Annotated in this window: 16 protein-coding genes; 8 read left to right on the top strand and 8 right to left on the bottom strand. The window is 71.2% G+C overall.

Features of this window, described 5'->3' with window-relative positions:
* Positions 1 to 16: 16 nt before the first annotated feature.
* The 5 genes from OO52_RS07795 to uvrC form a co-directional block, all read right to left on the bottom strand.
* The gene (locus tag OO52_RS07795; RefSeq protein ID WP_030642349.1) at positions 17 to 2,971 is read right to left on the bottom strand and encodes a M14 family metallopeptidase; all 2,955 of its coding nucleotides are present in this window, start codon (positions 2,969 to 2,971) and stop codon (positions 17 to 19) included.
* A gap of 152 nt (positions 2,972 to 3,123) precedes the next feature.
* Positions 3,124 to 4,113, bottom strand: coding sequence for a DNA-binding protein WhiA (gene whiA / locus OO52_RS07790; RefSeq protein ID WP_030642347.1), 990 nt, complete (start codon positions 4,111 to 4,113; stop codon positions 3,124 to 3,126).
* Positions 4,104 to 5,171 (bottom strand): gluconeogenesis factor YvcK family protein, encoded by a 1,068-nt coding sequence (locus tag OO52_RS07785; RefSeq protein ID WP_030642345.1) that lies wholly within the window; start codon positions 5,169 to 5,171, stop codon positions 4,104 to 4,106. The genes whiA and OO52_RS07785 overlap by 10 nt, the downstream gene beginning before the upstream one ends.
* On the bottom strand, positions 5,168 to 6,277 hold the full coding sequence (gene rapZ / locus OO52_RS07780; RefSeq protein ID WP_030642343.1) for an RNase adapter RapZ: 1,110 nt from the start codon (positions 6,275 to 6,277) through the stop codon (positions 5,168 to 5,170). The genes OO52_RS07785 and rapZ overlap by 4 nt, the downstream gene beginning before the upstream one ends.
* A complete protein-coding gene (gene uvrC, locus OO52_RS07775; RefSeq protein ID WP_030642341.1) occupies positions 6,274 to 8,400 on the bottom strand; it encodes an excinuclease ABC subunit UvrC in 2,127 nt (708 codons plus the stop codon). The genes rapZ and uvrC overlap by 4 nt, the downstream gene beginning before the upstream one ends.
* 816 nt (positions 8,401 to 9,216) lie before the next feature.
* Between uvrC and OO52_RS07770 the strand changes: the two genes are divergently transcribed.
* Positions 9,217 to 10,164, top strand: coding sequence for a hypothetical protein (locus tag OO52_RS07770; protein WP_030937290.1), 948 nt, complete (start codon positions 9,217 to 9,219; stop codon positions 10,162 to 10,164).
* Positions 10,165 to 10,231: 67 nt separating this feature from the next.
* On the opposite strand, the gene OO52_RS07765 is transcribed toward OO52_RS07770, so the two are convergent.
* Entirely contained in the window at positions 10,232 to 10,660 is a 429-nt protein-coding gene (locus OO52_RS07765; RefSeq protein ID WP_030642336.1) for a Rieske (2Fe-2S) protein, read from the bottom strand.
* A 299-nt stretch (positions 10,661 to 10,959) separates the two neighbouring features.
* Here OO52_RS07765 and OO52_RS07760 point away from each other — a divergent pair, with 299 nt between their 5' ends.
* The gene (locus OO52_RS07760; RefSeq protein WP_030642334.1) at positions 10,960 to 12,096 is read left to right on the top strand and encodes a LacI family DNA-binding transcriptional regulator; all 1,137 of its coding nucleotides are present in this window, start codon (positions 10,960 to 10,962) and stop codon (positions 12,094 to 12,096) included.
* Positions 12,093 to 13,013 (top strand): carbohydrate kinase family protein, encoded by a 921-nt coding sequence (locus OO52_RS07755; protein ID WP_030642333.1) that lies wholly within the window; start codon positions 12,093 to 12,095, stop codon positions 13,011 to 13,013. The genes OO52_RS07760 and OO52_RS07755 overlap by 4 nt, the downstream gene beginning before the upstream one ends.
* Before the next feature lie 159 nt (positions 13,014 to 13,172).
* On the opposite strand, the gene uvrA is transcribed toward OO52_RS07755, so the two are convergent.
* Positions 13,173 to 16,199 carry an excinuclease ABC subunit UvrA gene (gene uvrA, locus OO52_RS07750; protein WP_030642332.1) on the bottom strand — a complete coding sequence of 1,009 codons (3,027 nt, stop codon included), beginning with the start codon at positions 16,197 to 16,199 and terminating at the stop codon, positions 13,173 to 13,175.
* Between the two features lie 224 nt (positions 16,200 to 16,423).
* Here uvrA and OO52_RS07745 point away from each other — a divergent pair, with 224 nt between their 5' ends.
* The 5 genes from OO52_RS07745 to OO52_RS07725 all read left to right on the top strand — a co-directional run bounded on the left by OO52_RS07745 (position 16,424) and on the right by OO52_RS07725 (position 20,896).
* Complete coding sequence (locus OO52_RS07745; RefSeq protein WP_030642330.1) at positions 16,424 to 17,110, top strand: maleylpyruvate isomerase family mycothiol-dependent enzyme; 687 nt, start codon at positions 16,424 to 16,426, stop codon at positions 17,108 to 17,110.
* Between the two features lie 55 nt (positions 17,111 to 17,165).
* Entirely contained in the window at positions 17,166 to 17,822 is a 657-nt protein-coding gene (locus OO52_RS07740) for an MBL fold metallo-hydrolase (protein ID WP_030642328.1), read from the top strand.
* A gap of 461 nt (positions 17,823 to 18,283) precedes the next feature.
* Entirely contained in the window at positions 18,284 to 19,168 is an 885-nt protein-coding gene (locus OO52_RS07735; RefSeq protein WP_030642326.1) for an ABC transporter substrate-binding protein, read from the top strand.
* A complete protein-coding gene (locus OO52_RS07730; RefSeq protein WP_030642324.1) occupies positions 19,165 to 20,100 on the top strand; it encodes an amino acid ABC transporter permease in 936 nt (311 codons plus the stop codon). Before OO52_RS07735 ends, OO52_RS07730 begins: the two co-directional genes overlap by 4 nt.
* A gap of 67 nt (positions 20,101 to 20,167) precedes the next feature.
* On the top strand, positions 20,168 to 20,896 hold the full coding sequence (locus tag OO52_RS07725) for an amino acid ABC transporter ATP-binding protein (RefSeq protein ID WP_048910302.1): 729 nt from the start codon (positions 20,168 to 20,170) through the stop codon (positions 20,894 to 20,896).
* Positions 20,897 to 20,909: 13 nt separating this feature from the next.
* Here OO52_RS07725 and aroQ read toward each other — a convergent pair whose 3' ends face one another.
* The gene (aroQ, locus tag OO52_RS07720; protein WP_030642320.1) at positions 20,910 to 21,383 is read right to left on the bottom strand and encodes a type II 3-dehydroquinate dehydratase; all 474 of its coding nucleotides are present in this window, start codon (positions 21,381 to 21,383) and stop codon (positions 20,910 to 20,912) included.
* Positions 21,384 to 21,437: the final 54 nt, after the last annotated feature.

Here is a 21,437-nt window from a genome sequence, read left to right as displayed (position 1 = left end):
TGAGACGGGGTCCCGCTCACCTGTCGAGCGAGTCGAACGCCTTCCGCAGCAGAGCCGTCCGGTCGGCCGCCGACGGCACCTGTTCCAGACCGAAACCGAGCAGCACGGTGTCGTCCGTGGTGACCGCTCCGTACGTCTGGAACAGGGTCCCGGTGCGCGTCCAGTCCTTCAGCACCGCCGGGCTGCCGGCGGGCGGTCCGGCCGCCTTCCAGGCACCCAGGGACGACTCGAAGCCCTCGGTCTCCCTCGCCGTGCCGCCGACGACCAGCGAGGCGTCGTCGGCGAGGACTCCGTGGCCGCCGCTGCCGGGGTCGGTGATGTAGCTGATCGAGACCTCGACGGACTTCCCGGCGTACGCGCTCAGGTCGAAGCTCACCTGCTGCCAGCCGCCGGAGCTGCCGGTGAGGCTGTGCCACGCGCCGGTGGTGCCGGTCGCGGTGCAGGCGTTGCCCGTGAGCGTCAGGTAGTGCTTGAGCCAGGGGTGCTCACCGATCAGGAAGCCGCCCCCGCACTCGTCCGGCACGGCCGCCTTCGTGGCCCCTCCGGTCTCCGGCAGGGTCGTCCAGTCGTCCGCGCCGACGGTGTGCGCCTCGACCACCGCGTGGTCGTAGCCGGGTTCGGTGTCCCACAGCAGCCGGGTGCCCAGGGCCGGCTTGTCGGCGGCGGCGACCCCGGTGAGGTCGATGGTGCGGGTGAGCCGCTTGTAGGCGTCGTCGGTGTGCACGGCGGCGGCCATCGAGGCGCCCGTGTACGGCCCGTACGGGTTGACGGTGCCGGCGAAGGTGCCCGCCCCCGCGCTCTTGAACTGCGGGTAGGTGGCGGCCGGCAGCTCGTCGGAGGTGACGCCGTAGGTGCCGGCCTTGTCGAGCGGGTTGCCGGGCGCGTCACCGAGGGCGCCGGTGAAGCCGTCGAGCGCGCCGGAGCCGGTGAACCCGGTGGCCCCCTTGGTCGACGTACGGCTGTAGGCGCCCAGGTAGTACTGGCTGAAGTCGTCCGAGAGGGTGCCGTCGCCGAGGTCGACGCTGCCGCCGGCCAGCTCGCCGGCCTCGATCAGCCTGCCGCCCTCGTTGAGGTAGGCGCGCAACTGGAGCTGGGTGGCGTTGGCGGGGCCGTTCGCGCCGGAGTAGTGCACGACCGTCCGGAAGTGCTTCAGCACGCCGAGCGCGTCCGGGGCACCTTGCGTGGCCACGTCCCACACGAGCGCGCGGTGCCCGGCGCCCTTCAGCGCGTCCACGTACGTCCGCGCCTGTGCGGCGGCCGTGCCCTCCTCGGCGACCACCAGGGTGTCGGCGGTCGGCCGCTTCGCGATCGTGTAGGTGAAGTGGGCGCTGGAGACCTTCTTCCCGCCCCTGGTCCTGCCGGTGAACCACACCTCGACCTTGTCGCCCGGCTCGCCGTCCCGCACCTTCGCGCGGTACTCGTCGAAGTAGAGGTTGTCCTCACCGCCGTACGTCTCTCCGCCCTTCCAGTGCCTCAGTGCCTGGTCGCGCGTACGGCCGCCGTTGACGCGGTACTTGAGTTCCTTGTCCCGGACCGCCTTGCGGACGACGACCGAGACCTCCTGGTCAGCACCCCGGGAGTACGACGTCGAGAACGCGGCCGGGGTGAAGTCGGCGGCGCTCAGACCGACCGAGGAGGCCGGCTTGTCGGGGTGCACGGCGGTCTCGGCGACGGAGAGCGCGAACGGGACGTTCTTGGCGAACTCCTGCTGGATCAGCTTCTCGTCGTCGGGGAAGTTGAAGACGGACTGGCAGTCCTGGCTCTTCCAGGCGTCGTCCGGGTCGAGGTCCGACGCGGTCTGACAGGTCGACATCTCCGGGGTGAACATGGCCATCCCGTTGACGTTCGACGCGTGGCCGTCCGCCTCGCCGTTGGTGGTGTACAGCTCCGAGGAGACCTGCGGGTGGTAGCCCGGGACGGCGGAGTTGCCGGGGGTGCCGGCGAGCGCCTTGTAGAGGACGTCGTCGGGGGTCGGGGTCGCCACCTGCCAGCCGACGCCGTAGAGGAGGAGTTCGGCGGCGGAGTGGTAGTTGATGCCGTACCGGAAGCCGACGCGCTTCTCGAAGGCGTCGAGGGCCTTGGTCTCGGGCTCGGAGCCGGGGCTCGCGCCGCGGTAGGTCTGGCTGGTGGGGTTGGGGGACGAACCCTCGTCGTCGTAGCCCCACTTGTAGGGGAAGTTGCGGTTGAGGTCGACGCCGTCGCCGGTGCTGATGACGCCGTCGCCGTTGACGTCCCGCAGGTTCTTGCGCCACAGGCGGGTGCCGGAGTCCTTGAAGGTGTAGTCGTAGCCGTCCGGGTTGGCCGAGAGGACGAACCACAGCTCGGTCGAGTCGACGATCTTCTTGACGCGCCGGTCGGTCGTGTAGCGGTCCAGGTAGTAGTGCATCAGACGCCGGGTCATCTCCGGCGTGATCCACTCGCGCGCGTGCTGGTTGGACATGTACAGCACCGCGGGCCTGGAGCCGTCCTTCGACTTCTTCGCGTTCCTGGTCAGTTTGAGCGCGAGGATGTCCTGGCCGCCCAGGGTTCTGCCGATGGACTCGACCTTGGTCAGGCCGGGATGGGCCTGGGCGGTCCGGAGGATCTCCTCCTTGAGCCCGCCGCTTGCGCTGTACGGGCGGAACACGCCCTGGGCGGCGTCCTCGACCCTGGCCTCCGCCTTGGCCGACAGGGCGTGCTCGGTGAGGTCGACGCCCTGCTCGCGCAGGTGCGCGGCCTGCTTGCCGGTGAGGTAGACCTCGACCTTGGTCCTGCCGCCTCCGCTCACCCGCTCACCGAGTTCATGGCCGTCCTGGCCGGCCTTGAGCAGCAGGGGTACCTGCTGCTTGGTGACCTCGGCGCGGTAGACCTTGACTTCGTCCGGATCGGACGGCGCCGGACTTCCGTTCTGTGCCTGGGCAATGGGTGAGAGGCTCGCTCCGCCGATCAGAAGCGCGCCGACAGCGAGGATCGATCTCGCTCTGTGTCTCATGAACCCCCCTAGCGGTGGTCCGCCACAGCGACGAACAGGTTGCCAGGCTCATGTCACTTCATGATCGAGTCAAGAGCACCACAAGGACACGCAAACGCCGGTGCCGACCACCCGAACGGCCGTCGGCACCGGCGATGTGACGCGTCGTCCGGTCAGCCGGCCAGGTTGTCCGCCAGCTCCTCGCTGAGGTTGGCCTCCGTGCCCGGGATGCCCAGATCGGACGCGCGCTTGTCGGCCATCGCCAGCAGCCGGCGGATACGTCCCGCGACCGCGTCCTTCGTCAGCGGCGGATCGGCGAGCGCGCCCAGCTCCTCCAAGGATGCCTGCTTGTGCTCCATGCGCAGCCGTCCCGCTGCGGCCAGGTGCTCGGGCACCTCGTCGCCCAGGATCTCCAGCGCGCGCTGGACCCGGGCCCCGGCGGCCACGGCGGCACGGGCCGAGCGGCGCAGGTTGGCGTCGTCGAAGTTGGCGAGCCGGTTGGCCGTGGCCCGCACCTCGCGGCGCATCCGGCGCTCCTCCCAGGCCAGCACGGACTCATGGGCGCCCAGGCGGGTGAGCAGGGCGCCGATCGCGTCACCGTCCCGGACGACCACCCGGTCCACCCCGCGCACCTCGCGGGCCTTCGCGGCGATCGACAGTCTGCGGGCGGCGCCGACCAGCGCGAGCGCCGCCTCCGGGCCCGGGCAGGTCACCTCCAGGGAGGAGGAACGGCCGGGCTCGGTCAGCGAGCCGTGCGCCAGGAAGGCCCCGCGCCAGGCGGCCTCCGCGTCACAGGTGGCCCCCGAGACCACCTGCGGGGGCAGACCGCGGATCGGACGGCCTCTGCCGTCCACGAGACCCGTCTGCCGGGCCAGCTGGTCACCGCCCGCGACGACCCGTACGACATACCGCGAGCCGCGGCGCAGCCCGCCGGGCGCCATCACGATCAGCTCGGAGCTGTGCCCGAAGATCTCCAGGATGTCCCGCTTGAGCCGGCGCGCCGCCATCGCGGTGTCCAGCTCCGCCTCGATCACGATGCGCCCGCTCACCAGGTGGAGGCCTCCGGCGAACCGCAGAATGGCGGAGACCTCCGCCTTCCTGCAGCAGGTCCGGGTGACGGGGAGCCGGGAGATCTCGTCCTTCACCGCTGCCGTCATCGCCATGGGCCGATCCTTCCATGCATCCGAAAAATACGGTCGTACGCGGCGGCCAACAGCTCCGGATCGTGCCGGGGTGATCCGTCGGTCCGGGCCACGGGAGCCAGCTCGACCGCGGCTCCCAGCCGCTTGGCGGCCTCGGTGAGCGAGTCGCGGTCGGGCACGGCGGCCTCGTCGGCCAGCACCACGTCCAGGGCGAGTTTAGGGGCGTGTCGCCCCAAAACCTCCAAATGACGCTGCGGGGAGAAGCCCTCGGTTTCTCCCGGCTGCGGCGCCAGGTTCAGCGAGAGCACACGGCGTGCCTTGGTCTCGGTGAGGGCGTCCAGCAGCTCGGGGACGAGCAGGTGCGGGATCACCGAGGAGAACCAGGAGCCGGGGCCGAGCACCACCCAGTCGGCGTCCAGGACCGCCGCGACGGCCTCCGGGACGGCGGGCGGGTCGTTGGGCACGAGGTGCACCGACTGCACCTCGCCGGGCGTCAGGGCCACGGTCGCCTGCCCGCGCACCGTGTCCACGTCGTCCGGGCGCTCCGGGTCGTGGCCCTTGACCAGCGCCTGCAGCTCCAGCGGCACGGCCGACATGGGCAGCACGCGCCCGTGCGCGCCGAGCAGCTTGCCGACCAGGTCCAGGGCCTGCACATGGTCGCCGAGCTGCTCCCACAGGGCGACGATCAGCAGGTTCCCGACCGCGTGCTCGTGCAGCTCGCCCTGGGACTGGAAGCGGTGCTGGATGACCCGTGCCCAGGTCTGGCCCCAGTCGTCGTCCCCGCACAGCGCGGCCAGCGCCTTGCGCAGGTCGCCGGGCGGCAGCACGCCCAGCTCGTCCCGGAGCCGGCCGCTGGAGCCGCCGTCGTCTGCCACGGTGACGACTGCGGTCAGATCGCCGGTGATCCGGCGCAGTGCGGCGAGCGAGGCGGACAGGCCCATGCCGCCGCCGAGCGCGACCACCTTGGGCTGGGTGCCGCGCCTGCGGGGCCGGCCCCCGCGGGCCTCGGCCGAGCGGCCGGCGCGCGCGTCGGGCACCATCCGGCGCAGCCTGCTCAGCCGCGGTGTACGTTCCGTCATTCCCGTCCCATGTCCCGGTGCACGACCACCGTCTCCACACCCTCGGCCGCGAGACGCGCGGCGAGCTTCTCCGACATCGCGACCGAGCGGTGCTTGCCGCCGGTACAGCCGATGGCGATGGTCACATACCGCTTGCCCTCGCGCCGGTAGCCGGCCGCGATGAGCCGCAGCAGTTCGGCGTACCGGTCGAGGAACTCCTTCGCGCCGGGCTGGTTGAAGACGTAGGCGGCGACCTCCTCGTTGAGGCCGGTGTAGGGGCGCAGCTCCGGGACCCAGTGCGGGTTGGGCAGGAACCGCATGTCCGCGACCAGGTCGGCGTCGACCGGGAGGCCGTACTTGAAGCCGAAGGACATCACGGTGGCCCGCAGTTCGGGCTCCTCCTCGCCGGCGAACTGGGCGTCCATCTTGGCGCGCAGCTCGTGCACGTTGAGGCTGGAGGTGTCGATCACCAGGTCGGCGTCGCCGCGCAGCTCGCGCAGCAGCTCCCGCTCGGCGGCGATGCCGTCCACGATGCGCCCGTCGCCCTGGAGCGGGTGCGGGCGGCGCACCGACTCGAAGCGGCGGACCAGTGCCTCGTCGGAGGACTCCAGGAAGACGATCCGCCGGGTGACGCCCCGGGTGTCCAGGTCGGCGAGGGACTCGCGCAGGTTGTCGAAGAAGCGCCGGCCGCGCACGTCCACGACGACCGCGATCCGCGCCACGTTGCCCTGGGAGCGGGCTCCCAGCTCCACCATGGTGGGGATCAGGGCGGGCGGGAGGTTGTCTACGACGAACCAGCCGAGGTCCTCCAGACACTTCGCGGCCGTGGACCGGCCGGCCCCGGACATGCCGGAGATGATCACCAGCTCGGGGATGGCCGCCTCGGGGACCCCGGCTGTCTCGCTGCCCGTACTCACCTGTGCTCCGTTGTCCTGGCCGGTGTCCTGTCCGGCGTCCTGGTCGGGGCCGGGCCGGCCGCTGTCCTGGCCGGCGCCTTGCCGACTGCTGTCCCGGCCGGTTTCGGGCCGGCTCGCGGGCCGGCCGGTGTCGTGCCGGACGACATCGTCGCCCGTGCCGCTGTGCGCCTGATCTCGCTGTGCTGTGGGCTGTGCGTCGTGCTCGGTCATGTCTCCTGCCCCCGTCGTTCGTCCGGGACGCCCGCGGTCACGGGCTCCCCCGAGGAACCCCCCGTCGTGTCGGGTTCCTCGTCCTCAATGATCTCTCCGGTCGCCGTGTTCACGGCGGGCGCGGCCGGGGCCGCCTGGGCAAGGGCCACGGCGATGGTCTCGGCCGTCTTCCGGCCTATCCCGGGCACTTCCTGGATCTGCTCGATTGTGGCGGACCGCAGCTTCTTCACCGAGCCGAAATGCTTGATGAGCGCCTGTTTGCGGGTCTCGCCGAGACCGGGGACGTCGTCCAGCGGGCCCGCGCGGAAGCGCTTGGCGCGCTTGGTGCGCTGGTAGGTGATCGCGAACCGGTGGGCCTCGTCGCGGACGCGCTGGAGCAGATAGAGACCCTCGCTGGTGCGGGGCAGCACCACCGGGTCGTCCTCGCCGGGCACCCAGACCTCCTCCAGGCGCTTGGCGAGGCCGCAGACGGCGATGTCGTCGATGCCCAGCTCGTCCAGCGCACGCCGTGCCGCCGCGACCTGCGGCTGACCGCCGTCGACCACGACGAGCTGGGGCGGGTAGGCGAACTTCCTGGGGCGGCCGTCGTCGTCCTTGAGGGAACCGTTGATCGCCTCGGGGCCGGTGACCACGGCGTCGCCGTCGGCCAGGGAGCCGTCGGTGCCGGAGCCTATGGCGAAGGACCCGTCGGTGCCGGAGCCGTCGGTCCACTCCCCCGTCCGCTCCTTCTCGGCGAGGTAGCGCCTGAAGCGGCGGGTGATCACCTCGTGCATGGAACGGACGTCGTCCTGCCCGGCGAAGCCCTTGATCTGGAACCGCCGGTACTCGCTCTTGCGCTGCAGGCCGTCCTCGAAGACGACCATGGAGGCCACCACGTCGTCACCCTGGAGGTGCGAGATGTCGTAGCACTCGATCCGCAGCGGGGCGCTGTCCAGGTCGAGGGCCTCGGCGATCTCCTCCAGCGCACGCGAGCGCGTGGTCAGGTCGGAGGCGCGCTTGGTCTTGTGCAGCGCGAGGGCCTGCTGGGCGTTGCGCTGCACGGTCTCCATGAGCGCCTTCTTGTCGCCGCGCTGCGGGATGCGCAGCGACACGTTCGACCCCCGGCGGCCGGTCAGCCACTCCTGCACCGGCTCGACCGGCTCGGGCAGCGCCGGGACCAGCACCTCCTTCGGAACCGCGTCCCCGCTCTCCTCCCCGTACAGCTGTTGCAGGGCGTGCTCGACCAGGGCGCCGGTGGTGACCTCCTCGACCTTGTCGGTCACCCAGCCGCGCTGACCGCGGACCCGGCCGCCGCGTACATGGAAGATCTGCACGGCCGCCTCCAGTTCGTCCTCGGCGACGGCGATGAGGTCGGCGTCGGTCGCGTCGGCGAGCACGACCGCGTTCTTCTCCATGGCCTTCTTCAGGGCCCCGATGTCGTCCCGCAGGCGGGCCGCCCGCTCGTACTCCATCTCCTCGGCCGCCTCCATCATCTGCTTCTCCAGACGGCGGAGGTAGGTGCCGGTGCGGCCGGCCATGAAGTCGCAGAACTCCTCGGCCAGCTCCTGGTGGTCCTCGGGGGTGATCCGGCCGACGCAGGGGGCGGAGCACTTGCCGATGTAGCCGAGCAGACAGGGCCGGCCGGTGCGGGCGGCGTTCTTGAAGACGCCGGCCGAGCAGGTGCGCACCGGGAAGACGCGCAGCAGCAGGTCGACGGTGTCCCGGATGGCCCATGCGTGCGCGTACGGCCCGAAGTAGCGGACGCCCTTCTTCTTGTGACCGCGCATCACCTGGACCCGCGGGAACTGCTCGTTCATCGTGACCGCGAGGTACGGGTAGCTCTTGTCGTCCCGGTACTTCACGTTGAACCGGGGGTCGTACTCCTTGATCCAGGAGTACTCCAGCTGCAGCGCCTCGACCTCCGTGGACACCACCGTCCACTCCACGGACGCTGCTGTGGTCACCATCGACCGGGTGCGCGGGTGCAGGTTCGCCAGGTCCTGGAAGTAGTTCGCCAGGCGCTGGCGCAGGCTTTTCGCCTTTCCGACGTAGATCACCCGGCGGTGCTCGTCACGGAACCTGTACACCCCCGGAGAGTCCGGGATGTCTCCCGGCCTGGGGCGGTAGCTGGAGGGGTCGGCCATGTCTCACACCCTACTGGCGAGCACCGACACCGCGTCGGGCCTGGGGACGACGCTCCCACCCGGACGGCGTCCCCCCGGTGGGCTCGCGGCACCCCTTCCGGTCTGCGGCCGACTGGACGTCCCGCTCGGGTGCTTGCCGGGACTGCCGGACATGGGGCGCGCGAGTCACCCGGGGCGGTACGAGGCGGGGCACGGTCCGCGTCGAAAGGGTGACACGTCCGGCACGGAGGGCACGGTGTTCCGCTGGGAAGGGCAGAGCGTTCCGCACGGAGGGACGGAGCGTTCAGCGCGGAAGGGCCGGTGCGCCAGGTCCGCGCGGGGGCGGGCCGGCGCGGTATGTCCTTGGGTGGATCAGGGCCGGGACACAGGCGTCCTCCTGCTGGCGTCCTACGGGCCCCTCCCCCTTGATCCCCTCCGCGTCCCTCCTCCTGACGCCCTCAGCGCCCAGCTGCTGGCTTCCGCCGCGCCCCTCGGCCCGTCCGCCGGTCGCGATTCCAGCCATGCCGGTGACGCCCCGCCTGGCGTCGTCCCTCGGGCAAGGCCCAGGACGAAGCGTGCGGCAACCCCCGGCGGCCCCGCCCGCCGACCGCGGCACGTCACGGTCCGGCCAGTCGTCCGGAACGGCCGGGCTCTAGGTGTTGTCGGGTTCTGGTCAACACGCTTCAATGCGGGGGAACTCGGGGCCGTACACACAGGCGTACGGGCAAGCGCGGCGTGCCCAGCCAGGGACGCCGCCGTGCCCACGGGGGTGGCCCCGCACACCCGCACAGGCGGTCTGACCAGCCGTAGCGACACCTCACAGAAAGGCCCCTCGGCATGCGGCATGCCACAGAGCACGCGGACGTCCCTACCGCGGAACTGGACACGGCCCTGCGCGGCGGCCCCTTCCATGTGGCGCTGCGCGCCGCGATCGCCGCCCGCGGACTGCCGCTCCAGCGCGTGCAGCACCATCTGTCACGCCACGGGGTCAAGGTGGGCGTCACCAGCCTGAGTTACTGGCAACAGGGTGCTCGCCGCCCGCAGCGCCCGGAGTCGCTGCGCGCCGTACGCGCGCTGGAGGAGATCCTCCAGCTGCCGGACGAGTCGCTGATCCGGCTGCTCGCGGAATCCGACGAACGGGCGGCGGCCGACCGTCCGGGGGGCCGCTCCTACCGCTCCCTGATCGAGGCCTCGGGCGTCGTGGACCGGCTCACCGCGGACCTCGGCTGGTCCCTGGACGGCGGGCTGCACACCGTGGGGCACCACGAATGCGTCCGGATCGGCGCCCGGCGCGAGCTGGTGAGCCGCGAGGCCCACCACATCGTGCGGGCCCACCGCGACGGCGTCGACCGCTTCGTCGCCGTCCACCACGGCGACCCGGGCTGCGACCCGCGCCGTGTCACCGTGCACGCCCTGGAGAACTGCCGCACCGGTCGTCTCCGGTGGGACCAGGACACCGGTGTCCTCGTCGCCGAGCTGCTCTTCGGCACCCGGCTGCGCTCCGGCGACACCTTCCTCTTCCGGTACCGCGTCGAGGACGGCACGGCCGGGGCGTCCCGCGAGTATCTCCAGCGGTTCGACTTCCCCGGCGGGCAGTACGCGCTCCAGGTGCGCTTCGACACGTCCGCGCTGCCGGTGCGCTGCCACCGCTTCACCCAGCACTCGGCCGCGGCTCCGCGCAGCGGCCGGCAGGAGTTGTCCGTGACCGGCCCGCACCACTGTGCCCACGTGGTCGAGCCCCGGATCCGGCCGGGCATCCTGGGGATCGCCTGGGACTGGGAGTGAGCCGAGCCTCACGTCCACGCTGAGCCGGGCTTCCGCCCACCGCTCCCGCCGGCCTGCGGCTCTTCGGTCAGTCCGCGGGACCGGCGACGATCCTGCCCTTAGCGGCCTTCACCGACAGCTCGGGCAGGGGCTCGGTGGCCGGCGCCTGGACCACCTTGCCCGTCACGGCATCGAACTCACTGCCGTGGCAGGGGCAGATCAGGGTCGTCCCCTGCAGCTTGTTGATGGGGCACCCCGCGTGCGTGCAGATCGTGCTGTACGCCTTCAGGGTGCCGTCCTCGGCACGGCTGACCACCACGTTGTGTTCCCGGTAGAGCTTGGCCCCACCCTTCGCGACCTCGCTCTCGGCGCCGAGGTCGACCGGCGCGGTGGGGGTGGCCGCGGCGGAACCACTGCCGTCCTGGGCCGAGCACGCGGCCAGGCCGAGCCCGGCGACCGGGGCCGCGGCGGCCCCTCGAAGAACGGTACGGCGGGTCGCGGAGGAGCGGGCGGGCATCTGGAACTCCACTGGTCAAGGGGTGTGCAGGGTGGACGATACCCGGGCAGAGGGGGCGGTCTCCGAGCGGGGGGCCGCGCGGGCGCTCCGGAGGCGGGGCCCGCGCTGGATGCGGGCGGGCCGGGTTACCGGCCAAGCGGCATGCAGGCCGGTCTAGGGGGTGGAATGAGGACGCTTGCCGGACGTAAACGCTTACGTAAGCGTTTACGCGGAGCAGGGCCATGGGATAACGTCCGGCCGGAAGCTGAGATGACCGGAGCCGGCGCCGACCCAACGGCCGGCTCAGGAAAGGGAGCGCGATGGCCACCATGGCGGATGTCGCCCGTACTGCCGGGGTCTCCGTGGCGACCGTCTCCCACGTGCTCAACGGCACGCGTCCGGTGCTCCCCCATACCCGCCAGGCCGTGCTCGACGCCGTCGACGCCCTCGGCTACACCCCGAACACCCTGGCCCGCTCCCTGGTGACCTCGCGCACCCGCTCCATCGGCCTCGCGGTGTCGGCCATCAGCAACCCGTACTTCACGGAGATCCTCCAAGGCGTCGAGGCCGCCGCCCTGGAGGCGGGCTACAGCCTGCTCATCGCGGATCCGCACGACGACCCCCGGCACGAGCGCAAGGTCGTGCAGCTCCTCCATGAACGCCGGGTGGACGGCATGATCGTCGCCCCGTCCCCGGACCCGAGTGACCTCGTCGGTTACCTGCGCCGCCACGGCGTACCGACGGTGTTCCTGGACCGGCTGGTCGACGCCCGCGCGACGGAGGACATCGCGCCGGGCGACGGTCCGGACGGTGCCGCCCCTTCGCCGGGCACCCCGTGTTTCGACCAGGTCTGTGCCGAGAGTGCCGCACCGACGGCCCTGCTCGTGGCCCACCTCGCCGGGCTGGGGCACCGCCGGATCGCGCTGGTCGCGGGCCTGCCCGGGCTCAGTACCACCAGTGAGCGCGTCTCCGGCTACCAGGAGGGTCTCACCGCGGCCGGTCTGGCATACGACGAGCGTCTCCTCGTGTACGGCAACTCGGAGTCCGCCGGGGCCGAGCGGGCCACGGCCGGCCTGCTCGCCCTGTCCGATCCGCCCACCGCACTCGTCACCGCCAACAACGCGATGACCATCGGCGCGCTGCGCGCGCTGCGCCGGCACGGCCGGTCCGTGCCGGACGACCTCGCCCTGTGCTGCTTCGACGACTTCGCCTGGGCCGATCTGTTCTCGCCCCGGCTGACCGCCATCGCCCAGCCCAGCCGGGAGTTGGGCGCCCGGGCCGTCCGGGTGCTGCTGGATCGTCTGGCCGAGCCGGACCGGCCGGCGCGGACGGTCCGGCTGCCGTGCGCGTTCGTCCACCGCACGTCCTGCGGCTGCCCGGAGGAGCCGGGCAACGGCAGCGGTGCCGCCGGGGCCTTTGCATCATCCACGCTTGCCGAGAAGGGAACCGCCTCGTGATCGTCGTCGCCGGTGAGGCACTGATCGACCTGGTACCGCAGGGCTCCGGTGCCCTCGCGGGCCTGAAGCCGGCGCTCGGCGGCGGCCCGTACAACACCGCCGTGGCGCTGGGCAGGCTCGGCTCCCGCACCGCCTTCTGCTCCCGGACGTCGGACGACGCCTTCGGCGAGGCCCTGCTGGACGGGCTGCGGCGGGCCGGCGTCGATGTGTCCGGTGTCCAGCGGGGGCCGGAGCCGACGACCCTCGCCGTGGCCACGCTCGACACCGACGGTTCGGCCGCCTACTCCTTCTATGTCGAGGGCACCGCCGACCGTCTGTTCACCGCCCCCACCGCGCTCCCCGCCGGCACCCGGGCGGTGTCCTTCGGTACCTGCTCGCTCGTCCTGGAACCGGGTGCGAGCGCGTACGAGGAGCTGATGCGGACCGCTGCCGGACAGGGGCTGTTCACCGCTCTCGATCCCAACATCCGGGCGGGACTCATCCCGGACGCGGACGCCTACCGGGCGCGTTTCAAGAGCTGGCTGCCCTCGGTGACCCTGTTGAAGCTGTCCGCGGAGGACGCGGCGTGGCTCGGCGGCACCCCGAGCGAGTGGCTGGCCGCGGGACCGGCGGCCGTGGTGGTCACGCGGGGCGGCGACGGTCTGACCGTGTTCACCCGGGACGGTGGGGAGCACTCCGTGCCGGGTGAGAAGGTCGACGTCGTGGACACCATCGGCGCCGGTGACACGGTGAACGCGGCCTTGCTGCACGGGCTGGCCGCCCGGGACGCGCTGTCCGCGGAAGCGCTGGCCGACCTCGGGACGGAGGGATGGACACGGCTGCTGCGCTTCGCGGCACGGGCGGCGGCGATCACCTGCTCGCGGGCGGGGGCCGAGCCGCCGTACGCGGCGGAGCTGGGCGGTTCGGCCGCGCTGTGATCGGTCTGCTTTCCCTGTGCTGTTGACAAGGTACGGCCGGGCCTGCGGTGCGCGGGGACCTGTCGGACCGCTGGACCGGGCTGGCTGATGGTGGAACGAACGGCGCCCCGCGGGGAGTTCCCGCGGGGCGCCGAATTTTTGACGCTATGTCAGAACGACTCAGGCCTTACGGGCCCGCGTCGTCTTCTTGGCGGGCGTCGCCGCCTTCTTGGCCGTGGCCGCCTTCTTGGTCGCGGTGTTGTTGGCCTTGGCCGTCACCGTCTTCCTCGTCGACGACTTGGCCGCGGCCGTCTTCCGCGTCGCGCTGCCCCGCCGGGCCTTCACCGGCTCGGCGTCACTGATGCGGTCGGCGCCGAGGATCTCGCGCAGGAACTTGCCCGTGTGGCTCGTCGGGACCCCGGCGACCTCCTCCGGCGTGCCCTCGGCGACCACCAGGCCACCGCCGGCGCCGCCCTCCGGGCCCATGTCCACGATCCAGTCGGCGGTCTTGATCACGTCGAGGTTGTGCTCGATGACGATGACCGTGTTGCCCTTGTCGACCAGTCCGCCGAGCACCGTCAGCAGCTTGCTGATGTCCTCGAAGTGCAGACCCGTGGTCGGCTCGTCCAGGACGTAGACCGTGCGTCCGGTGGATCGCTTCTGCAGTTCGCTGGCGAGCTTGACGCGCTGCGCCTCACCACCGGAGAGGGTGGTGGCGGACTGACCGAGGCGGACGTAACCGAGGCCGACGTCGTGCAGCGTCCTCAGGTGGCGGGAGATCGCCGGCACCGCCTCGAAGAAGTGCATGGCCTCCTCGATCGGCATGTTCAGGACCTCGGCGATGGACTTGCCCTTGTAGTGGACCTCCAGGGTCTCCCGGTTGTACCGGGCGCCGTGGCAGACCTCGCACGGGACGTAGACGTCCGGGAGGAAGTTCATCTCGATCTTGATCGTGCCGTCGCCCGCGCAGTTCTCGCAGCGACCGCCCTTGACGTTGAAGGAGAAGCGGCCGGGCAGGTAGCCCCGGACCTTCGCCTCGGTGGTCTCGGCGAACAGCTTGCGGATGTGGTCGAAGACACCGGTGTACGTGGCCGGGTTGGACCGCGGGGTGCGGCCGATCGGCGACTGATCGACGTGCACGACCTTGTCGACCAGGTCGTCGCCGGCCACGCGCGTGTGCCGTCCGGGGACGGTCCGGGCGCCGTTCAGCTCGCGGGCCAGGTGCGTGTACAGGATGTCGTTGACCAGGGTCGACTTGCCGGACCCGGAGACGCCGGTGACGGCCGTGAAGACACCCAGCGGGAAGGACACGTCGATGTCCTGCAGGTTGTTCTCCCGGGCGCCGTGCACGGTGAGCTGGCGGGACGGGTCGCGGGGGCGCCGTACGTCCGGGAGCGGGATCGCCTTGCGGCCCGAGAGGTACGCGCCGGTCTGCGACTCGGTGTTGGCGAGCAGTTCCTTCAGGGAACCGCTGTGCACGACCTTGCCGCCGTGCTCACCGGCGCCCGGGCCGATGTCCACGATCCAGTCGGCGACCTTGATGGTGTCCTCGTCGTGCTCCACCACGATGAGCGTGTTGCCCATGTCGCGCAGGCGGACCAGGGTCTCGATCAGACGGTGGTTGTCCCGCTGGTGCAGACCGATGGACGGCTCGTCCAGGACGTACAGCACGCCGACGAGGCCCGAGCCGATCTGGGTGGCCAGGCGGATGCGCTGGGCCTCGCCGCCGGAGAGGGTGCCGGCCGCGCGGTTGAGCGAGAGGTAGTCCAGGCCGACGTCGACCAGGAAGCGGAGCCGCTCGTTGACCTCCTTCAGGACCCGCTCGGCGATCTTCTTGTCGCGGGCGTTGAGCTTCAGTTCGCCCAGGAAGTCCGCGCAGTCGCTGATGGACATCCCTGAGACCTCGGCGATCGACTTCCCCATGATCGTGACCGCGAGGACGATCGGCTTCAGGCGCGTGCCCTCGCAGGAGGGGCAGGGCACCTCGCGCATGTAGCCCTCGAAGCGCTCGCGACTGGCATCGCTCTCGGCCTCGCTGTGCCGGCGCTTGACGAAGGGCACCGCGCCCTCGAAGGGGGTGGTGTAGACCCGCTCGCGGCCGTACCGGTTGCGGTAGCGCACCTCGATCTGGGTCTTGTGGCCGTAGAGCAGGGCCTTCTTGGCGCGCTGGGGCAGGCCCGCGAAGGGGATGTCCGTGCGGAAGCCGAGGGCGTCGGCGAGAGCGCCGATCAGACGGCCGAAGTAGTCCTTGGTGTGTCCGTGGGACCACGGGTGGATGGCACCCTCGTCCAGGGACTTGTCCTCGTCCGGGACGATCAGCTCCGGGTCGACCTCCATGCGCGTGCCGATGCCGGTGCACTCCGGGCAGGCGCCGAAGGGCGAGTTGAAGGAGAAGGAGCGGGGCTCCAGCTCCTCGAAGGACAGGTCGTCGTACGGGCAGTACAGGTGCTCCGAGTACATGCGCTCGCGCTCGGGGTCGTCCTCGGGGAGATCGACGAAGTCGAGCACGACCATGCCGCCGGACAGACCGAGGGCGGTCTCCACGGAGTCGGTGAGGCGGCGCTTGGCGGAGTCCTTGACCGTGAGGCGGTCCACGACCACCTCGATGGTGTGCTTCTCCTGCTTCTTCAGGACCGGCGGCTCGGACAGCTGGATGGTCTGGCCGTCCACGCGCGCGCGGGAGTAACCCTTGGTCTGGAGATCCGTGAAGAGGTCGACGAACTCGCCCTTGCGCTCGCGGACCAGCGGGGACAGCACCTGGAAGCGGCTCCCCTCCGGAAGCTCCAGGACCTTGTCCACGATGGCCTGCGGCGACTGGCGCGAGATCGGGCGGCCGCACTCGGGGCAGTGCGGCTTGCCGATGCGCGCGAAGAGCAGACGCAGGTAGTCGTAGACCTCGGTGATCGTGCCGACCGTCGAGCGCGGGTTGCGCGAGGTCGACTTCTGGTCGATGGAGACGGCCGGGGAGAGGCCCTCGATGAAGTCGACGTCGGGCTTGTCCATCTGGCCGAGGAACTGCCGTGCGTACGAGGAGAGCGACTCCACGTAACGGCGCTGGCCCTCCGCGAAGATCGTGTCGAAGGCCAGCGAGGACTTGCCCGACCCGGACAGGCCCGTGAAGACGATGAGCGAGTCACGAGGCAGGTCGAGCGAGACATTCTTCAGGTTGTGCTCGCGCGCGCCACGGACGATGAGACGGTCGGCCACGCCGGTCCGCACCTTTCTTGAGAGAAGTGACAGGGGCGGGGCCCCCGTGCTTCTTCAGACTAGGGGGAGCCACTGACAACGCCGGTCGGATTGCCCGGTTGCATAACAACCCCCGACCCTCCAGCATGCCCGACGCCGCCCTCGACCATATAGCACGTGCATTCGATTTGCGGGCGGCGTTCGTCACCTTCACCCGAAGGTGTGGCCGGACTAGGGTCGGCGTCATGATGGATCACGCTCATGACCTGGCCTGTGTACGGGAAGCGACGGATCGGCTCCTCACCGCGGTCGCCACGATGGACAACGCATCGCTCGCCGAGTCGTCACGGCTTCCGGGCTGGAGCCGCGGGCACGTGCTCGCCCATCTCGCCCGCAACGCGGACGCGCTCGTGAACGTCCTCCAGGGCCGTCCCATGTACGCGAGCGCCGAGGTGCGGGACGCCGACATCGAGCGGGACGCCCCGCGGCCCTTGGAGGTCCAGCTCGCCGACCTCCGGGACAGCGCGGCCCGCTTCCAGGCGGCCGGGGAGGCGCCCGCGGACTGGACGCGCACGGTGGAGCTGCGCAACGGAGTCACCGACTCCGCGTCCCGGGTGCCGTTCCGCCGGTGGGTGGAGGTGGAGCTGCACCACGCCGACCTCGGGATCGGGTACGAGCTGGAGGATCTTCCGGCGGAGTTTCTCGAGCGGGAGACCGGCTTCCTCGCCGAGCGGTTCTCCGGGAACCCCGACGTCCCGCAGACCCGCATCACGGACGGCACGCGCGCGTGGACGACCGGGCGCGCGGCGGACGAGCCCGCGATCACGGTCACCGGCCGGCCGGCGGAGCTTGTGGGCTGGCTCGCCGGGCGCCGCGACGGGGCGGCACTGAAGGTGCGGGGCGGGGCGCTGCCGAAACTGCCTCCGCTGTAGGGCCGACCAGGGCGGCCGTCCGCCGGGACCACTCCCGCGCTATAGGCTGACCGTCATGACGTACTCCGGAGAGGTCAGGGTCGGCGGACCGGCGGATGTGCACGAGCTGAAAGACCTGATGATCACCAAGATCGCGGTCGGCCCGATGGACAACAACGCCTATCTGCTGCGCTGCCGGGCCACCGACGAGCAGCTCCTGATCGACGCCGCCAGCGAGGCGGAGGTGCTCCTCGGCATGATCGGTGACGACGGCATCGCGTCCGTCGTCACCACGCACCAGCACGGCGACCACTGGCAGGCGCTCGCCGAGGTCGTCACGGCCACGGGCGCGCGTACGTACGCCGGACGCGACGATGCCCCCGGCATCCCGGTGCCCACCGACGTCCTCGTCGACGACGGCGACGTCATCAGGGTGGGCCGCGTGGAACTCACCGCGCGCCATCTGGTGGGGCACACGCCCGGATCGATCGCGCTGGTCTACGACGACCCGCACGGCCACCCGCACGTCTTCACCGGCGACTGCCTCTTCCCCGGTGGTGTCGGCAACACGCGCAAGGACCCCAAGGCGTTCGCCAGCCTGATCCACGACGTGGAGACGAAGCTCTTCGGCGTGCTGCCGGACGAGACGTGGGTCTATCCCGGGCACGGCAACGACACCACGCTGGGCGCGGAACGGCCGCATCTGCCTGAGTGGCACGCGCGCGGGTGGTGAGCGGGGTGCCGCCCGGCTCGTGTCCGCCGACCGGCCAGCCTCCCCGACCGGCTCGCACCACCGGCCGGCTCGTGTGCCAGGCTGCGCCCGGCGCACAGGCCGTACGCGCGCCCTACGCGCGACAGTTGCGCGTGCGCCGAGCGCGCGCCGTGCAAGCGCCCGGCGTGCACCACCCCTCCGCGCGCCCCGTGTGAACCTTTCGCACGCAACGGGCCCCTGTGCGCACTCCCGGAGACCGGTCGACCGCAGTCAACTGGTAGGAGCCCCGCGCAGGATGACGGCTCCTGAGCGGTAGGGGCCGCCGGTCTCCAACCCCGCCCTCGGCCGGCGGCCCAGGCTCAGCCCACGCGCGCGCGTGGGCTGCGGGCGGGCGTTCACACGGCCGCAACACCCGTTCCCAGTATGCGGACAACCACCGCCGTGACCTGGACAGACGCCGCGTTCGCTGCCAGTCTCCCGCCATGCATCCTGCCCCTCGCGCCCTGCGCCGCGCGGCCGCCGCCGTCACCGTAGCCCTGCTCGCCACCGCCGTCGGCTGCGCTCCGCAGCCCGAGGACAAGGCGTCGGCCGCCCCGTCCGGGTCGGCCGCGAAGAGCTGCGCCAAGGGAAAGCTCGCCACCAAGACGGCCGGGAAACTGACGATCGCGACGGACGAACCGGCGTACGAGCCCTGGTTCAAGGACGACAAGCCCGCCAACGGCAAGGGCTTCGAGTCGGCCGTCGCCTACGCCGTGGCGAAGCAACTGGGGTACGACAAGAGCGCGGTCGTCTGGCAGAGCGTGCCGTTCAACAAGGCGTTCGCGCCCGGGGTGAAGACGTTCGACTTCGACATCAACCAGGTGTCGATCAGCGCCGAGCGCAAGAAGGCCGTGGACTTCTCCTCCGGTTACTACGACGTGCGCCAGGCGGTCATCGCCCTGAAGGGCAGTAAGGCCGCCGGGGCGAAGAGCATCGCGGACCTCAAGAAGCTGAAGCTGGGCGCCCAGGTCGGCACCACGAGCCTCGACTACATCACCGACCTCGTGAAGCCGGCACAGGACGCGGCCGTCTACGCCAAGAACGACCAGGCGAAGTCCGCGCTGAAGAACGGCCAGGTCGACGCCATCGTCACGGACCTGCCGACCGCTTTCTACATCACGGCCGCCGAGGTGACGAACGCCAGGATCGTCGGCCAGTTCGAGAACCAGGGCGGCGCGCCCGAGCAGTTCGGGCTCGTACTGGACAAGGGCAGTGCGCTGACCTCGTGCGTGAGCGGCGCCGTCGACGCCCTCCGCAAGGACGGCACACTGGCCGGGATCGAGAAGCAGTGGCTCTCGGACGCCGTCGACGCCCCGGTGCTCAAGTGACGGTCACCAAGGGAGAGTCGGCCCCGGAGGGGGCGGCCGACAAGGGGGACATGACCGGCGGCACCGGCGACGGTGTCGCGGGCGACGGCTACGCGCCGTCCGAGCGGCGGCTGGCGCGTGAGCGCTACAAACGCGCGCGTGCCCGCCGCGCCACGACCGTCGCGGCCGTCTCGACGCTCGCCACGGCCGTCCTGCTCTACCTGGTCGTCGTCAACGCACCGGGCTGGCCGCGCACCAAGGAGACGTTCTTCAGCGCGCATTACGCGCGTGAGGCGTTCCCGAAGGTCCTCGAAGGGCTGTGGCTGAACGTCCGTCTGCTGCTCGTCTGCGGTGCCGCCGTTCTGGTCCTGGGCATGCTGATCGCCGTCGCGCGCACCCTGCGCGGTCCGGTCTTCTTCCCGCTGCGGGTGCTGGCGGCGGCGTACACCGACTTCTTCCGCGGTCTGCCGCTGATCATCAACCTGATGATCGTGGTCCTGGGTGTGCCGGCGCTACGGCTGCAGGGCGTGACGGTCGATCCGGTGCTGCTCGGTGGTACGGCGCTGACGCTGACGTACTCGGCGTACGTGGCGGAGGTGTTCCGGGCCGGCATCGAGTCGATCCACCCCTCGCAGCGTGCCGCGGCGCGCTCACTGGGCCTGACCAACCGGCAGGCCCTGCGCCACGTCGTCCTGCCACAGGCGGTGCGCCGCCAGGTGCCGCCGCTGCTCAACGACCTGGTGTCGTTGCAGAAGGACACCGGTCTGGTCTCCATCGGGGGTGCGGTGGACGCCGTACGGGCGGCCGACATCATCGTGGGCCGCAGTCTGAACTACACGCCGTACATCGTCGCGGGGCTGGTGTTCGTGGCGCTGACCATCCCGATGACCCGGTTCACCGACTGGGTGACGGCCCGGATGGACCGGCGGCGGGCCCAGGGAGGGTCCCTGTGAGCGCTTGGGGAGGAGCCCTGTGAGCACGCCCGGGAACACGCCCGTGAGCAACGCGCCGGTGCTGCGGATGGAGTCCGTCCGCAAGACCTTCGGCGGCTCGGTCGTCCTGCGGGACGTCGCTCTCGAGGTCGCCCCGCACACGGTGACCGCGCTGATCGGCGCCTCCGGCTCTGGCAAGTCCACGCTGCTGCGCTGCGCCAACCTCCTGGAGGAGATCGACGACGGCGCCATCTGGCTGGACGGCGAGGAGATCACCGATCCGCGCGTGGACCAGGACGCGGTACGGCGCCGGATCGGCGTCGTCTTCCAGGCGTACAACCTCTTCCCGCACATGACCGTGCTGGACAACATCACGCTCGCGCCGCGCCGGGTGCACGGCGTCTCCCGCGCGGAGGCCGAGGAACGGGCCAGGGAGCTGCTGGAGCGCCTCGGACTGGGCGGGAAGGCGGATGCCTACCCGGACCGGCTCAGCGGCGGTCAGCAGCAGCGTGTGGCGATCGTACGGGCCCTCGCGGTGCGGCCCCGGCTGTTGCTGCTGGACGAGATCACGGCCGCGCTCGATCCCGAGCTGGTGGGCGAGGTGCTGGAGGTGGTGCGTGGCCTGAAGGACGAGGGCATGACCATGGTGCTGGCCACGCACGAGATGGGCTTCGCCCGGGACGTCGCCGACCAGGTCTGCTTCCTGGACGGCGGGGTCGTACTGGAGCGCGGCACCGCCGAGCAGGTCTTCGGCGACCCGCGGCAGGAGCGCACGCGGCGTTTCCTGCGGCGGATCGTGGAGGCGGGCCGGCTGTAGTCCCCCGCGCGGGTCACGCCTCCGCTCGCGCCGCCCCGACCAGTGCCGCGACCCGCTCCACGCCGAACACATAGCCCTGCACTCCGCATCCCGCGATCACGCCGTCGGCGCGCAGCGAGACGTAGGAGTGGTGCCGGAACGATTCGCGCCGGTGGATGTTGGAGATGTGCACCTCCAGCACGGGCATGCCGTCACAGGTGTTGAGCGCGTCCAGGATGGCGACCGACGTGTGCGAGTAGGCGCCGGGGTTGATGACGATCCCGCAGTGACCCAGCCGCGCCTCGTGGATCCAGTCGACCAGCTCCCCCTCGTGGTTGGACTGGCGGAAGTCGACCGTGCCGCCGTGCGCGGCCGCCGCCTTGGCGCACAGCGCCTCCACGTCGGCCAGCGTCTCGTGGCCGTAGATCTCGGGCTGGCGCTGACCGAGGAGGTTCAGGTTGGGCCCGTTGAGGATCATGATCGGGGCGTTGGCCAGGGTGCGGGGCACGGTTCCTCCGGTCCGTTCGTGGCGGTGCGTCTACGACCGCTGCTCGCACCCGGT

The sequence above is a fragment of the Streptomyces flaveolus genome (genome assembly GCF_000716535.1).
Lineage (GTDB): Bacteria > Actinomycetota > Actinomycetes > Streptomycetales > Streptomycetaceae > Streptomyces > Streptomyces flaveolus_A.
The sequence above is the reverse complement of the archived record's forward strand: the minus strand, read 5'-3'. Positions and strand labels throughout refer to the sequence as shown.